We start from the raw sequence: 15,234 nt of genomic DNA on the forward strand, positions 1-15,234 counted from the left end.
CGCCGCCGGCGTTTTACGCGCCTGCGCTGGGCCAGAGCTGTAACGAAATGTCCTGCCAGAGAGAAAGAATAGTCTTACAGCGAGGTTCGCAAGATTAATCCGAGCTTAACGATCCATGACGCGTTACCAGAAGAGCGGTATTTAGTTTTTAAATAACACTCGGGAAATCTGATTTGTCCGCACCGCGTGGCCGCGGCCTAATCGATAGCCTCCGCAATCCAGAGTCTACCGATGGAAAACGTCCGCGCTACCTCCCGCCCCGCTGTCTGGCTGATGATCGGCATCATCCTCGTCGCGCTCAATCTGCGCCCCTCCATGGCCGCCGTCGGGCCGTTGCTGTCGGCGATTCGCGGCGATATCCCGCTGAGCTTCAGCGTCGCTTCGCTGCTGACCATGCTGCCGGTGATGGCGATGGGGCTGGCGATGTTTTTCGGCATCGGCATCAGCCGCCGGCTGGGCGAGCAACGCACGGTGATCCTGTCGCTATGGATTATCGGTCTGGCGACACTGTCGCGACTGGTGCTCGATTCGGCACCGCAGTTGATTGGCAGCGCGGTGCTGGCCGGGATGGGTATCGCCCTGATTCAGGCCTTGATGCCCGCGCTGATCAAATCACGCTTCCCTGACCACGTGGCGCTGTGCATGGGCCTGTATGTCACGTCGATCATGGGCGGCGCCGCGCTGGCCGCCTCATTTTCGCCACTGGTGCTGGTGCAGACCGGCAGCTGGCGCACAGGCCTGGCGATCTGGGCAGCACTGGCCTTGCTCGCGTTGCTGGTCTGGTGGACACAGTCGCCCCCGTCATCCATCCAGAACATGCCTGTAGGAAAAGAATCCTTCACGCGTAATTCCCGCGCCTGGCTGCTCGCTATCTTCTTCGGCCTCGGCACGGCGTCCTACACCTGCGTACTCGCCTGGCTGGCGCCGTACTACGTGGAACAAGGCTGGAGCGAACAACAGGCCGGGCTGCTGCTGGGTTTTCTGACGGCCATGGAGGTGATTTCCGGGCTGGTGACGCCGGCCATCGCTAACCGCAGCCGTGATCGACGGGCAGTTCTGGCAGGGTTGCTGCTGCTGATCATCGGCGGCTTCTGCGGACTGATCCTCAGCCCGCAACACCTCAGCCTGCTGTGGCCGTGCCTGCTGGGGCTGGGGATTGGCGGCTTGTTCCCGATGAGCCTGATCGTCTCGCTCGATCACCTCGACCACCCGCAGCGTGCCGGCAGCCTGACCGCGTTCGTGCAAGGCATCGGCTACTTGATCGCCGGGCTTTCGCCGCTGCTGGCCGGAATGATCCGCGACCGGCTCGGCAGCTTCGAATGGGCCTGGTGGTCGCTGACTGCAGTGATGTTGATGATGTTGCTGATAGTGCTGCGCTTTGACCCTCGGCACTACGCCCGACACATCCGCTGAACCAAATACCATCGCCGGGCTAGAGGCTTGTTGCCATCTTTTTGCGGTTTATTTGCCGACGTCGTGTTGCTAAAAGTTTCTGTCCCACTGGCGACATTGAAACGTCCTACAGGGCTTTGTCCTGGCACCATCGTTCCGCTACGATCATGCGCACACGTTTGCGCGGATTCAGCGCAAGGAGCACAGCGAGACGGAACGGATGCTGAACAGTAACTTGCTTCGAAAGCTCGACATGCAGGACCTCATGGTGTTTATCGCCGTGTATGAGCAAAGCAGCGTCACGGATGTCTCGGAGACACTGTGCGTCAGCCAGTCCACTGTCAGCTACTGCCTGAAAAAATTGCGCACCAGTTTCGAAGACGAGTTGTTCATCAACACCCGCACGGGCATGCGTCCTACCTACAAGGCCGGCACCATGTACGGCCATGTGCAGAAGATCCTCGAAAGCATCAACCTGTGCCACGCCGGCGCCCCGGTCTTCGATCCGACCCGGCAAGCGGTGACCTTCAATATCTGCGCCCCGGAATACTTCGAGCAACTGGTGTTGCCGCGCCTGTTGAAGCGTTTCGACTTCGACGATTTGCCGGTGGTGGTCAACATGCACAAGTTCGAGACCGACGTGCCTGCTGACGAATTGCGCGACGGCAGCCTCGATCTGGTGATCTGTTTCGGTCCCAACTTCCACCGCAGCCACACCGACCTCAAGTCTCGAATGCTGCTGGAAGATGATCTGGTCTGTGTCTTCGACAAACGCGCCACGCCGCTGGAACCGCGGCTGAGTCTGCAGGCCTTCACCGAACGGCGGCACGTGTTCCCGACACCGTGGACCTCCACCACCAACATGGTCGACGGCTGGCTGGCGCGTCAGGCGCAAAAGCGGCAGATCGTCGCGCGCTCCAACAGCTACAGCGCGGCATTGAAGATGATTACCGGGACCGACTTCATCCTCACCCTGCCCCGGCGCATCCAGCGCCTGCTGACCAACGACGCGGTGTTCAATCACTGCGAGGCGCCGAACGGCCTGCCAGGATTCACCCTCGACATGCAGTGGAGCCAGAACGCCGATCAGGACAGCGCCAACGTCTGGCTGCGCGAGCAGGTGATCAAGGTGTGCAGTGAGCTGGAAGCAGCCTGAGTCCTACACGCCGATGGCGGTCTTGGTATAGGAATCGCGGTCGATATCGAGCAACTCCACGCACAACTGCACTTCGACCCCGGCCGGCCACTCGCACAGATCCTGCAACACCGCCAGCAGGCTCTCCGAGAGCTGCTTCTTGATCTGCGGCGAACGACCGCTGAGCAGCGCCAGCTTCACATGAACGAAGGCGCGCTCGCCCATGCCGGTGCCGACCTTGAAGGTTTCGACTTTGACTGCGCGACTCTTGATGTCGAATTCCGCTGCGAACTGACCAGAACCCACCAGCGTATTGTTGAGCCGGATCAACGCCACGTCGGCATTGAGTTGCGGCAGATTGGCGGTGTATTCCAAATGCAGGTGTGGCATTCAAGTGCTCCAGTCAGTCGGCAGAAAGGTCGTACGTATACCACAGCACCGCCCTACTCTCCTGCGGCTTTTTCGGCGGTTATCGAGGCCGGTGTCTGACGCAATGCCAGGCTTTCCCACAGCGCAACGAGCACCACGATCGCCGTGGTCAGCGCCCCGAGCATCAACGCCGAAACCCATTGGTGCAACGCCAGCGGCAGTGCCAGTGCGAGCAACACCAGCCCCGCCACATGCGACAAGGGCGGCAGCGGCCGGTCGGACATGACCCACTTGAACAGCGCATTGCCCAACAGAAACAGCCAAGGCCCGCCCACGATCACCAGGATCCCGGCGTCACTGGCGTGATCCGGATGCACCAGCACCAGTTCGTCGGCCACCGCACTGACAATCACCCCGGCAACAATCAGCACGTGCAGGTAGGTGTAGGCGATGCGCGCCTGGCGCCCCGGGTCGCTCGAATGCGCGATGCGGTGATGCGCGCGCTCGGCGCCGCTGTCGAAGTACACCCACCACATGCCGATGCTGCCCAGTACCGCCACCAGAAACGCGATGACCCCGGTGACGCTCAGCGTCAGTTCGGCAAAAGTCGCACCGGTGACCAGCAACGACTCGCCCAGGGCGATGATCACGAACAGTGCGCAACGCTCGGCCATGTGGTTGCCTTCGACGTTCCAGTCGCTCAACGACGAACGCCCCAGTCCCGGCACCCAGAAATACAGCGAAGGCGAGATCAGCTCGATCAACAGCGCCAGCGTCCAGCACAGTAGACGCTGCTGTCCGTCGAGAAAGGCTCCGGCGATCCAGAACACTGCGGAAAGCATCAACCACGCCAGAATTCGCTGGAAGTTGCGGGTCATGCTCAACGACTCGCCGCGCACCGCCCAGATCGCAAACAGCGTGCGCCCGACCTGCATGAACACGAACGCCGCGGCAAACATCAGCCCGCGCTCAGTGAAGGCCTTGGGGATCGAGGACGACAGCAGCAGACCGGCGATCATCAGCCCGAACAGGCCAAGACGAATCGGCAATTTTTCCGGGTCGAGCCAGTTGGTGATCCACGAAGTGAAAATCCACACCCACCACACCGCGACCATCAACAGCGCCACCTGCACCGCGCCCAGGATCGACAAATGCGCGAGCAGCGAATGCGAGAGCTGAGTCACGGCAAACACAAACACCAGATCGAAAAACAGCTCGACCATGCCGACCTTGCCACTGTCGAGACTGCCGCGCCCACGCAGCAACGAACGGGAAATGCTCATCGGACAAGTCTCCAGCCGGGGTCATTGCCATTGAGCAAAGCAGCCCGACCAGACGAACGCAACCCCCGTGGGAGCGAGCCTGCTCGCGAAGACATCGTGTCAGGCGACATCAATGGTGTCTGACACAGCGCTTTCGCGAGCAGGCTCGCTCCCACAGGGGAGGTTTGTGGTGTTTTCAGGGCGCGGTCAGTGGCCGTTCACTCATGAACGCCTCAAGCCGCGAGCGCAGCCAGCGCTCGGCCGGATCGCTGTCGACATGACTGAGCCAGACCATCGACAGATCCAGCATCGGCGTTTTGAACGGGAACGGTTCCTTGAACAGCAGCCCGGAGGCAGCCATGGCTTCGGCGGTGTAGTCCGGCAGGCTGGCGATCAGGTCGGTGCCGGCCAGCAATGCCGGCAGCGCACTGTATTGCGGCACCGACAACACCACATGCCGGGTGCGACCGATTTCCGCGAGCCATTCATCGGCATAGCCGCTGATGTTGGCCGTATGCGACACCAGCACGTGCGGACGTGAGCAGTATTCATCGAGGGTCAGCGGCGAATCGGAGGCATCGGCGCGCAGGATGCTCGGCTGGATATGCCGTAGCAGTTTGCGCTTGGCATTGGCCGGCAAACCTCGGGTCTGGCTGATACCGACGGTGATGTCGCCGGCGGCCAGCAGGTCGGGGATGCGCCAGTAATCGACGTGTTGCACCACGAATACCACGCTGGGAGCCTCTTGGCGCAGCGCCCGCAACAACGGAGGCAACAGACCGAACTCGACGTCATCGGACAGGCCGATGCGAAACGTCATGTTACTCACGGCCGGGTCGAAGTCGTGGGTCAGGCTCAGGGCCACCGACAGTGAGTCGAGGGCCGGCGACAGGTATTTGAACAGTTCCTCGGCCCGGGCAGTCGGCTCCATGCGGTGGCCGACGCGGATAAACAGCGGATCGTTGAACATCGCGCGCAAGCGATTGAGCGCCGAACTGATGGTCGGCTGGCCGAGAAACAGCTTTTCCGCCGCCCGGGTCACGTTGCGTTCGAGCATCAAGGTCTCGAACACCACCATCAGGTTGATGTCGGCCTTGCGCAATTCATTTCGATTCATCCATTGCCCCCCCGATCCCAGACTGGAGGGCAGTGTAGAAAGGCCTTGGGTATGGCGTCCATCACCACGATGGCTCAATCTACCGTCAGCTGCCTGATGCCAAGGGCCATGACCCTTGTATCGTCGTTGAGCCCCAACTGCTGCGGACTGATGGCGTCCGGCAGTTGCAGCTCGATCGTCAGTCGATCATCGTCCTTCAGGCGTTGACTGAGCGCAGCACTAATCGGAATGTCCAGACGGTTAGCCTGGAATTGCGTCAGTTGCGTGGACAGCACCTGCTGGCTATTCAAGCTCACAATGACCCGCTGGCCAGGGTGTTGTGGCTGGATGAATGCCAACGCATCGATGACGATTGAACGCGCTTGCGGCGACACCCGCAAAATGATTTGCGCCTGCTGCCCTTGTGACCATGTGCCCCAGTTCTCCGGCGTCGACCAGCCGTCGGCCAGTTGCCGCGTTTTATGATTGAACGTCAGCGCCTGCCCGGGTTGAAGAAGTGGAATCAGCGACATCTGCCGTCCTTCATCATGGACGGACAGGCATTGCGCACAACGTTTCCAGCCAGGTGCGAGCACTACCACGCCATCCACTCGCGTCAGCAGGTCGGTGTCGCTGTTGATGCTTTTGGCGGCCGCCTCCACCACGTCATCGTCGAGGATGTACAGCGAGTCCGTGTCGTACTGACCCGACTCAAGCATGCCTCGAGCCTTCTGTTGGGCCTCGGCCGTCGCCGATGTACTCATGCGCCCCAGATAGACCGCGTCGGTTTTCATGCCGTGAGTGGCTGCGAAACCGGCCACCATCTGCCAGCGATCCGGCTGATTCTGCGGCAGCAGAATACGCACCTTGGTGTAATGCGCAGCCGCGCTGGCCCAGAACGGATCCTGCATCGGCGTGCTCCAGACCGAGGCTGGCGCGACCGTTTTGCCCTGCCTCAGGCCCATCCAGCCGTTACGGGTGTCGACCACTTGCACCGTCACCGCCAAAGCCAGCAAAGCGATGGCCACGCGCGGACGATAACCGCGCACCACCAGGAAAATCAGGGCCAGGCTCAGCGCATAGAACACGGGCCAGAACATTCGTCCCGACGCACGAAAGATATTCGCCAGGCCGATGATTTTTTTCGGCAGCGGGTAGTGAGCCGTCCATGCGCCGACTCCGATCTGGTTTGAAAGGGCAAACAGGAACAGGCCAAACAATGCCAGCAACAGCCAGGGCCTGGCACGTAGTTCATTGCTCACGGCCTGCATGTTCCTCAACCAGGCAATCAACGACAACGGCGCCAACAACAGCACGCCCAGGCCGAGGTAATTGAAGCCTTCGTAGTCGCCACTGGCCTTCGGCAGATCAGGCAGGATCAACGACCAGCCCGCCGGGTCGACGGGCGACAGCAGATTCATTCGGTACAGACCGAAACCTCCGGAGGCCGCGCCATCGGCAATGGCAAAGTAGCCTGCCTGCCAGCAACACACACTCACCAGGGCGAAGAGCGTCACGCCCTCAATCAGACTCTGGCGACGGGTCAATTGTTGGCTGAACGTCTTGCCGAGCAGATCCGCCACCCAGATCAGCGCGACCATCGCCAGCAAGTACGCATGCACCAACGCTGTCACCGCCAATAGCGTGCCCCACGCCAGACGGCGACGATGCAGATTCGGCAGGAGAGCCAGATACAGTGCGGCGAGGATCAGAAAATGTCCGGCAAGGGAAAGGTGTCCGCCCATGCGCAGGAACATTGGCGGCGAAAACACCAGCAACGCGGTGCCCAGCAAGCGAATCAGCGGCTGGGCGGTTATCAGCCCGAGCAGTTTCCAGGCGAACCAGGCTTGCAGTACAAAACACGCCAGCAGCCACATTCCGAAATACTGAAAGGTCTCCGGCAGCCATGCGCTGAAGGGTTTGAACAGCAGCGCCAACAGCGGATTGGAGTCGGAAAAAATAATCGAACTGCCCAGTTCCAGCCCATAGAACGGGTTGAGTCCGACCGGAAACGTCCAGGGCGAATGCCGAAAGAATTCCCAGCCCAGATAATGCGTCGCTGGATCGCCCTGCTCCAGCCAGGCAATGTTTTGCGGATCCAGCGCCTGCGGCCCGATCACGACAAAAAACATCAGCGCACCAAGCATCAGCGGCAGTAAAGAAAGTACCGAATGCTTTGGCGCGGGGCTCATCGATAGGTCCAGAAATTGTGCAAGACGAAGGTGAACGCTGGAATCGTCAGTGCCACCGCGACGATGCCCAACAGATAATTCAACCCGGCCATCTGCGCGGCCCACGCGACAAACATCGCCAACAGAAAACCGCACGCCGATACCGATAAAAATCGCAGCAATGTTCTGCCGTGCAGTCGGGCCGAGAAACTCCAGGTGGTGTTGATCACGTAAGACACCACCGTCGCCACGGCAAACGCCACACCGTTGGCCAGCGGCGGTTGAGGCGCAACGAAATGGATGAACAGCACCGCCACCAGCGCATGCAGCGCGGTGACGAACAGACCGGTCACGGCAAAGCGCAGACCGCGCTGGATCAGCGCTTTCCTGTCGCTTGAGGTCACGGTTTCTGCGCCAGCACAAACACGCTCAGGCCGGCCAGACGATTGTGGCCCATCAACGGCAGTTCAAGACTGCACAGCGTCTTGAGCACGCCGTTGACCAGCGGATGATGGCGCTTGAGCTGAGACTGCGGCGCTGCGGCCTGCGGCCCTTTGGGCAGCAACCGCAACGCCGCCGCGATTGGAAACACCGCGCCGAAAAAGTAAGCGCCGCGCTGCACGCTCAAACCGGCATCACGGGCCAGGGTTTCAAACTGCGGCAGGGTGTAGCGGCGCTTGTGTTCGAGGAAGTCGTCGTGACCGCTCCACAGGAACTGAAACGCCGGCACGGTCATCAGGAAACGGCTGCCGGACGGCACCTTGTCAACGTAAGCCTTGAGCAGACCGAGGTCATCGTCGACATGCTCCAGCACATCCATGAGCAGCACCAGATCGGCGTCGATGGCGTCGATATCGCGGCGGTAATGCACCGGTTTTCCGGCGGTGGTCGCATCGGAATCGGCGGGGTAACTGATGTCGACGCACCACGCCTCGCGCGCAGCGGTTCGAGTCAGCAGGTGGTGGGAGAAAAAACCCGAGCCGGCACCCACGTCGAGAATCCGTGTGATCGGTGCATCACCGAGCACACGCCGAGTCGCCGCCGCTTTGGAGCAGTAATACCAATGCTCATCGATGCTGTCGCCGAGGATGTCGGTTTCCTTGAGATCCATGTTTCAGTCCTTGGGGTCGTAGACGCGACGCACCAGAAAAACCGGCCGGCGTTTGGATTCGATATAAGTGCGGCCCAGGTACTCGCCGAGCACGCCGATGCCGATCAGTTGCAGGCCACCGAGGAACGTCACAGCCACCATGAGCGAGGCATAACCGGGCATATCGACGCCATGGATCAGCGTGCGCACCACGATAAAAATGGCAAAGGCAAAAGACACCAGTGAGACCGCCGCGCCGATGTAAGTCCAGATTCGCAGAGGCTCGGTACTGAAACTGGTGATACCTTCCAGCGCGAAATTCCACAGCCGCCAGCCGTTGAACTTGCTCTGCCCCGCCACACGCTCGGGACGCTCGTAATCAACGTGGGTGGTGCGAAACCCGACCCAGGCGAACAGACCTTTCATGAAGCGCCGGGACTCGGGCAAGGTCAGCAAGGCATCGACCACGCAACGATCCATCAGACGAAAATCACCGACGTTTTCCGGCAGCGGTTGCTCGGCGATCTTGTTGTGCAAACGATAGAACCAATGCGCCGATGTCTGTTTGGCCCAGGTGTCGCTGCGGCGGCTGATGCGGTGACCGAGCACCACTTCATAGCCTTCGCGCCAACGCTCGATCATTTGCAGGATGACTTCGGGCGGGTCCTGCAAGTCGGCGTCAATGGGGACAACGATCTGCCCGGAGGCGATCTGCAGGCCAGCGGACAACGCCGCCTCCTTGCCGAAATTGCGGCTCAGATCGACGATCCGCAGACGCGCGTCGTGCTGCTGACGCTCCAGCAGCCGCTCTAGCGTGGCATCAGTGCTGCCGTCATTGACGAACACCAGCTCCAGCTCGATCGACGGCTGATGTTGAAACACTTCGTCAATGCGCAGGATGAACGCATGGAGACTGTCCTCCTCGTTAAAAACGGGGACAACCAGCGATAATCTGACCCGTGTGGCCTGTGGCGTTCCGTGCTCAGTCAATGGAGTGCTCTTTTTATAGTGATTGTCGGTCGTCGAAGATTTTCGACGCCATGAGCCGTCCCGTATTAAGCAGTAGCGCCGATAGGCTTGCAAGGTGGAATTGGCGACATTTTTGCCAATCCAGACGACGATGCGTGCGCTCTAGTCCGCACTCTTCAGAAACATCTGCCAACGATTGGAAACAAATGCCCGATAGCGAAAAAAACTCGCTCCGCTAGGCTTGCGACGATGCGCCACACAGGTTGTCGCAAACACCATCGCAAGGAGCGAACTGAATGTATTTCGAGATCTACCGCCAATCCAGAGGCACCCCGAGCACCGGCAAAGGCCAATGGCGCTGGAGGCTGCGGGCGGGCAACCACGAGACGATCGCCAGTGGCGAGTCGTATGTGAACAAGGCCGATTGTTTACATGTGATCGAATTGATCAAGGGTGTGCAGGCGGAGACACCGGTGAAGGAGATCTGACCCGCCAGCCGATATGGCGCCGTTTCCTACAGCGTCTTCCTTTTTTGCCTGCCCCACTGGCGAAGCACTTTTGCGCCCCTACGCTCTTCAGCGTATGGGGCGATCCAGCCCTGTTCCGCCACATGACATTCAACTCAAAAAAGGAGCCGCACCATGGCTAGAGACAAAGCGAAAGACGACAAGCACTTCAACTGTACCCAGACGCATGAAGCCGACTACGTCGCCAGCCTCTATCCGCACGCCAGGGACGAAGTAAAAACCTTCCTGGCCTCGGCTTGCAAGGACAACACCCTGCGCAACTCGACGCACAAGCAAGTGTATGACCTGATCAAACAGAAGCTGGGGCACTCGCAACCGTGAGTGACTGAGGCGGGTGCTCGATAAAACCCACAGTTACAAAAAAGCCCCGCAGCTTTTCAGCTACGGGGCTTTTTCTATGTATGGCGGAGAGATAGGGATTCGAACCCCTTCTCACATGCTAGCAGGCCGCTTTAGACCACAAAAAACGGCGTTTCCACTCATCGCCGATGGCATCCGGCGGCCCATAGCGGCCTACTATATGCCCTAATTTTGCCCTAAGTTGTCAGTTGCGTAGTGCTTCAGGGAAACGTGATCGAGACAATCCCGTTTGCTGATCAAATGGAAGCCCGACCGCAAACGATCATATGTGTTTCGCAGCTATCGGCCCAAAGCTGAAGCAGAAAATGAGCCGCGTCAATCATAAACGGCCAAAATGGAAGGCTAGTCCCGCGCACTCACGCTGCAAGGAACACCTTGCAATAGACGTTGAACCGCACCTAAGCTCAATGTTTCTCTGATCGGCATACACGGTAGAGGATCATTCCATATGACTTTATTTGAACGCGTCACCATGAAACATCCTCCTTTTGACATTTCATACATCGGCAATGAGCACCCTCTAATTTCTCACCTGCTTGCACAAGCGACTAATCAGCTAACTGAACTACCTGACTTCTCTGGCGACAAAAAAATCGCTGTACTCTCGGACTTCGGAGGCGAGCACAAAGGTGCGGACTTCTTGACGTATACTTTTTTAATAATCTCTTACGATAAAATTTCGCCTTTCATCCAAGCTGTAGATAAGTTACGCCGCAAGCATAAAATTCTAAAACCCTACAGCGAATTCATGTACAAGGATCTCAAATACGGCCCACGCAAACGGGCCTTACCCGAGTTCTTGAAAATTGTCGATAGCTTACTCCATGGCGCGATCATTACTATCGCCGTCGACAAAAATATTGAAAGCCTATTTGGCGTAACCAGGCAAGCAGTTCACACACAAATAAAACAGGATTTTTGCAAGGCTGGCTTAGGCGAGTGGAAGTTTGAACCCGCTGAAAAAGCACTTCGTATTTGTCACGCTATATCTTTCTTCGCATCATTGACAACTCATAACAACCAGCGTCTTCTATGGTATTGCGATAACGACACGGTAAATAATAACGAAGTCTTTTTCAATGATACAAAAAATATTTTAAATCGAACTTTAGGATTTTACATAAGACACTCATTCGAATTACTAGGATTCGCAAAGTCATTTAAGGAGAAATCTCACCTCGATGACTTACTTAGCATTACTGACTTTGCCGCAGGCGTAATTCAGGACCTCCTTTCCGGACATCACTCAGAAAATGACCAAATCAACGAAAATAAAATACCCCTTTTAAAATGGCTTACCAATCGTAGCGATTTTCTTACCAAAATCACCATTCAGATGTTACGACAGACTAACGGGGATATCGTCAGCAGCATCGTTGAATTCAACAAACCTCAATCTACCACTTAATAATGAACAGCATCCACACCTCCCGAACCCAGTAGAGTCCGCAATCTTTACGTGTTCTTGGGAGTTGCCTCCATTCGAAATTCGTGTGGTACCAAGCGCATTTTGAACACGGGAATACCAGTAACGGCGGCTTCCCTTAATATGAGGCTCTCGTCGCCTTCGCTTATTTTCGACCCAAGATAAACAGCTCTTAGCGGCACCTTATAGTTCTTTGGCGGCATCGACGCGCTATCCGCTAAAACGAGACGCCATTCCTCCTCATAGAACCAATCCGGTGATTTGTGAAGAGCCGCTATTATTCCAAATAAATTATTGAAAGACTTCTTCGTCTTGACTCCTAGCAGTAAATCAGAAGCATTGAAAACACCGCTATATCTTACTGGCCAAAGTGCAAGCCCCAGCAAACTATCGAACGGCAGGCTCCGAAAATCGTATTCCATGGCGAATCCAGAATGATTTTTGGCATAATGAGCCCATAGAGGTAGCGAATCTAGCCGCTCAGTAAGAGAGCAAATTTTATAAGAATTCTGAAGCTTGCCATTCAGCTCTTCAACTGTTTTAGCCACAAATCCAGCATGATTATTTTTAATTACATCCGCAATAACTTCCAATACCTTTTCATCTACTGTGACCACTTCATCCGACCTAGCATAAAGAAGCCTCACCACCTCAAGCACTGGATCCGTCGCCTCCAGAATGGCTGAACGATCACGTTCAGAAACGTCTTCAATTCCTTCCAACAATAGCTCAGCATGAGTTACTCCAAAATGAGGATCGAAGTCTACGGCCGAATCATAGGGATCATTGAAATTACTTGCAAATGTGAGATGAAGCGTGGCCTCTCTTAGATTGTTCAGTGAATACTCATTTACTTCACGAAATTTGTACAACTTGGAAGGAAATTTCGAAAACTTCAACTCCTGAGCCGCGCGTATATTTTCTAGCGATAGCGCTGGCACACACATGAGCTGCATTAAATCTTCGACCCAATCCTTTGACATGACGCCCACCTCAATAATATTCACTTAGTTTTTTAATTTTTTCATTTTATTATTATTTAAAGCGCCGACGTACCCCCCTGCAACGTGCATCGTTTTTATTGCCATTTCCACTATCTGCAAGCCACAATCCATAGCTGATCAAGTCTAGTAGTGTAACTCTGACTCATCATTTCCCGGCGCATACCCCAATCTGGATTACTCGGCACACTGGCAGCCCGGAGCGTCCCCCTCCCCCATCGCTCATTGATCTGGTCCAGCACTGCCATCACTTTTGTAGCCTCAGCAGGCTGAGACGCAGCGAACAGATCGTCTGTGTATTCACCAGGCTGGCATAGATTAAGCAGCATGACTTCAGCTTTGCTGTAACTGAATCCCGGACGGAACACCCGATCAAGCGCATCGATGGCCACCGTGGTTAACAGCCGAACGTCATCCGTTGGGTATGGCAGATCGACCACAACACCATTCGCGTACTTTGCCTCATCGGGGTTAAACATTCCGGTGCGAATGCTGACCCGAATCTTCTTGCACAGCGACCGCTGCGCCCGGAGTTTTTCTGATGCCCGCATCATGTAGGTCGCCACTGCTTCCTTGATCGGTGGCAGCTCTTTCAGCCTTTTGCCGAACATCCGGCTGCAGCAGATCTCCTGCTTGGGCGGATCTGGCTCATCCAGCTCCAGGCACGGTGTGCCAGCCAATTCCCGGGCAGTTTTCTCGATCACTACACTGAAGTTTTTTCTCAACGTCCACGGGTCTGCTTTGGCCAGATCCATGGCGGTCTTGATTCCCATGCCGTCGAGGTGCACTTTCATGCGGCGTCCTACTCCCCAAACCTCCGCTATGTCCGTGTTACGCAGCACCCAGTCGCGCTTGATTGGGTCGCAGATGTTCACGACTCCACCGGTTTGCCCCTGCAGGCGTTTGGCGGTGTGGTTGGCCAGCTTGGCCAAGGTCTTGGTGTGCGCGATACCGACACCAACAGGTATACCCGTGCAACGCAGTACCTGGCTGCGGATCTTGCGGCCGAGGCCGTCCAGGTCATTGATGCCGGTGAGGTCGGCGAAGGCTTCGTCAATGCTGTACACCTCAACGGCCGGTACCATCGACTCAATCAGGGTCATGACGCGTTCGCTCATGTCGCCGTACAACGCGTAGTTCGAGGAGAACGGGACGATGCCGTGCTGCTTGAGCTTGTTCTTGATCTGAAAGTACGGCTCGCCCATTTTCACGTAGGGCTTGGCGTCGTAGCTGCGGGCGATGACGCAGCCGTCGTTGTTTGAAAGCACCACGATGGGCACCTTGGCAAGGTCAGGACGAAACACGCGTTCGCAACTGGCGTAGAAGCTGTTGCAATCAATTAAGCCGAATACCGGCGCTACTTTAGACATGGCTGCGCACGCTGCCGATGATTACGCCCCAGATGGCCAGCTCATCCCCTTCAAGCACATAGCGTGGTGGATACTTGGGATTCTCCGACAAAAGGATCACATCCTTTCCGCGGATGCATAGTCGTTTGCACAGCGGATCGTTGTTCAGCAGCGCCACGACGATGTGACCATGGGCCGGCTCCAGCGAGCGATCTACGACCGCCAGGTCCCCGTCAAAGATGCCCGCACCCTGCATGCTTTCCCCGGTAATTTTCACCAAATAGACATGCGGGGCGCGAATGTTCAGTACCTCATCCAAGGAGATGTGTGCCTCAATGTGATCCGCTGCAGGCGAAGGAAACCCAGCCGGTACTTGGAACAGACATAGAGGCAGTTTCCGGCCGACCTCTGCAATACGGCCTAAAATTGAATAGCTCATGACGCACGACTTCCGACACTGTACGAATGTACAGTTAACTTTCAGAAGCGCTTGCGGTCAATTTTTGTAGGAGATATCTGATAAGCGGGCGAGCTATGTGCGGACGACTTTCACAATACGACGGCATACACGACTTTGTGGCGGCGCTGAGCATGCCCAACGCGCTAGTCAATCACACCGGCGACCAACCCTTCGAGCGCTACAACGCAGCTCCCACCACCCAGCTGGCGATTTTCCATCAGGAAGGTCAGTACCTGCACGCCGACATGGTCCGTTGGGGATGGCGTCCACACTGGGCGAAGGATCGCGCCGCACCGATCAACGCTCGGGTAGAGAAAGTCGCACATGGCTCCTTCTTCCGGGCAATCTGGTCGCACCGGGCGATCATTGCGATTAACAATTGGTTTGAATGGGTGGATGAAGGCGGACCCAAGAAGCAGCCCTACTTGATTCGCCGGCGAGACCGGGCGCCGATCCTCTGCGCCGCGATTGGGCAGTATCCCATTGCAGAACATCCACCTGGCGAACACGACGGCTTTGTAATCATTACCGCCGACAGTGCTGGGGGCATGGTGGATATTCACGACCGACGTCCAGTAACGCTTTCGCCTGAATTCGCTAAGGAATGGTTAGACCCGGCCACGCCTA

The 15,234-nt window shown here is 56.9% G+C and carries 16 protein-coding genes; 6 read left to right on the plus strand and 10 right to left on the minus strand.

Annotated elements, in window-relative coordinates:
* Window positions 1-231 precede the first annotated feature (231 nt).
* On the plus strand, window positions 232-1,413 hold the full coding sequence (locus tag JFU48_RS29770) for a cyanate transporter (RefSeq protein WP_201138481.1): 1,182 nt from the start codon (window positions 232-234) through the stop codon (window positions 1,411-1,413).
* Between the two features lie 199 nt (window positions 1,414-1,612).
* Entirely contained in the window at window positions 1,613-2,548 is a 936-nt protein-coding gene (locus JFU48_RS29775) for a LysR family transcriptional regulator (protein WP_045122326.1), read from the plus strand.
* Between the two features lie 3 nt (window positions 2,549-2,551).
* Here the strand turns inward: JFU48_RS29775 and JFU48_RS29780 are convergent, their stop codons facing one another.
* The 7 genes from JFU48_RS29780 to JFU48_RS29810 form a co-directional block, all read right to left on the minus strand.
* Complete coding sequence (locus JFU48_RS29780; RefSeq protein ID WP_003222593.1) at window positions 2,552-2,917, minus strand: 5-carboxymethyl-2-hydroxymuconate Delta-isomerase; 366 nt, start codon at window positions 2,915-2,917, stop codon at window positions 2,552-2,554.
* Window positions 2,918-2,970: 53 nt separating this feature from the next.
* Window positions 2,971-4,179, minus strand: coding sequence for a low temperature requirement protein A (locus JFU48_RS29785; RefSeq protein WP_201138482.1), 1,209 nt, complete (start codon window positions 4,177-4,179; stop codon window positions 2,971-2,973).
* A gap of 175 nt (window positions 4,180-4,354) precedes the next feature.
* A complete protein-coding gene (locus tag JFU48_RS29790) occupies window positions 4,355-5,275 on the minus strand; it encodes a LysR substrate-binding domain-containing protein (protein WP_027614510.1) in 921 nt (306 codons plus the stop codon).
* 74 nt (window positions 5,276-5,349) lie between these two features.
* The gene (locus JFU48_RS29795; RefSeq protein WP_201138483.1) at window positions 5,350-7,446 is read right to left on the minus strand and encodes a DUF6311 domain-containing protein; all 2,097 of its coding nucleotides are present in this window, start codon (window positions 7,444-7,446) and stop codon (window positions 5,350-5,352) included.
* Window positions 7,443-7,829: a GtrA family protein gene (locus tag JFU48_RS29800; RefSeq protein ID WP_201138484.1), complete on the minus strand. Its 387-nt coding sequence runs from the start codon at window positions 7,827-7,829 to the stop codon at window positions 7,443-7,445. Before JFU48_RS29800 ends, JFU48_RS29795 begins: the two co-directional genes overlap by 4 nt.
* Window positions 7,826-8,536 (minus strand): class I SAM-dependent methyltransferase, encoded by a 711-nt coding sequence (locus tag JFU48_RS29805; RefSeq protein ID WP_201138485.1) that lies wholly within the window; start codon window positions 8,534-8,536, stop codon window positions 7,826-7,828. The genes JFU48_RS29800 and JFU48_RS29805 overlap by 4 nt, the downstream gene beginning before the upstream one ends.
* 3 nt (window positions 8,537-8,539) lie before the next feature.
* A complete protein-coding gene (locus JFU48_RS29810) occupies window positions 8,540-9,505 on the minus strand; it encodes a glycosyltransferase family 2 protein (protein ID WP_003222584.1) in 966 nt (321 codons plus the stop codon).
* Between the two features lie 275 nt (window positions 9,506-9,780).
* Here JFU48_RS29810 and JFU48_RS29815 point away from each other — a divergent pair, with 275 nt between their 5' ends.
* The 3 genes from JFU48_RS29815 (at window position 9,781) to JFU48_RS29825 (ending at window position 11,779) form a co-directional block, all read left to right on the plus strand.
* Window positions 9,781-9,972 (plus strand): YegP family protein, encoded by a 192-nt coding sequence (locus JFU48_RS29815; RefSeq protein WP_003222582.1) that lies wholly within the window; start codon window positions 9,781-9,783, stop codon window positions 9,970-9,972.
* Between the two features lie 153 nt (window positions 9,973-10,125).
* Complete coding sequence (locus JFU48_RS29820; protein WP_003222579.1) at window positions 10,126-10,332, plus strand: hypothetical protein; 207 nt, start codon at window positions 10,126-10,128, stop codon at window positions 10,330-10,332.
* 487 nt (window positions 10,333-10,819) lie between these two features.
* Window positions 10,820-11,779, plus strand: a complete 960-nt coding sequence (locus tag JFU48_RS29825; protein WP_201138486.1) for a hypothetical protein — start codon at window positions 10,820-10,822, stop codon at window positions 11,777-11,779.
* A gap of 47 nt (window positions 11,780-11,826) precedes the next feature.
* On the opposite strand, the gene JFU48_RS29830 is transcribed toward JFU48_RS29825, so the two are convergent.
* From JFU48_RS29830 to JFU48_RS29840, 3 genes are all read right to left on the minus strand, one after another.
* Window positions 11,827-12,780 carry a DUF2971 domain-containing protein gene (locus JFU48_RS29830; RefSeq protein ID WP_201138487.1) on the minus strand — a complete coding sequence of 318 codons (954 nt, stop codon included), beginning with the start codon at window positions 12,778-12,780 and terminating at the stop codon, window positions 11,827-11,829.
* 110 nt (window positions 12,781-12,890) lie between these two features.
* Entirely contained in the window at window positions 12,891-14,168 is a 1,278-nt protein-coding gene (gene umuC / locus JFU48_RS29835) for a translesion error-prone DNA polymerase V subunit UmuC (RefSeq protein WP_201138488.1), read from the minus strand.
* Window positions 14,161-14,586 (minus strand): LexA family protein, encoded by a 426-nt coding sequence (locus JFU48_RS29840; protein WP_034154886.1) that lies wholly within the window; start codon window positions 14,584-14,586, stop codon window positions 14,161-14,163. Before JFU48_RS29840 ends, umuC begins: the two co-directional genes overlap by 8 nt.
* A 95-nt stretch (window positions 14,587-14,681) precedes the next feature.
* On the opposite strand from JFU48_RS29840, the gene JFU48_RS29845 reads away from it, so the two are divergent.
* The coding region (locus tag JFU48_RS29845) for an SOS response-associated peptidase (protein ID WP_201138489.1) at window positions 14,682-15,234 on the plus strand (553 nt) is incomplete at its 3' end.

Origin of the sequence: Pseudomonas sp. TH49, from assembly GCF_016650625.1 — a bacterium.
GTDB classification, from domain to species: domain Bacteria; phylum Pseudomonadota; class Gammaproteobacteria; order Pseudomonadales; family Pseudomonadaceae; genus Aquipseudomonas; species Aquipseudomonas fluorescens_H.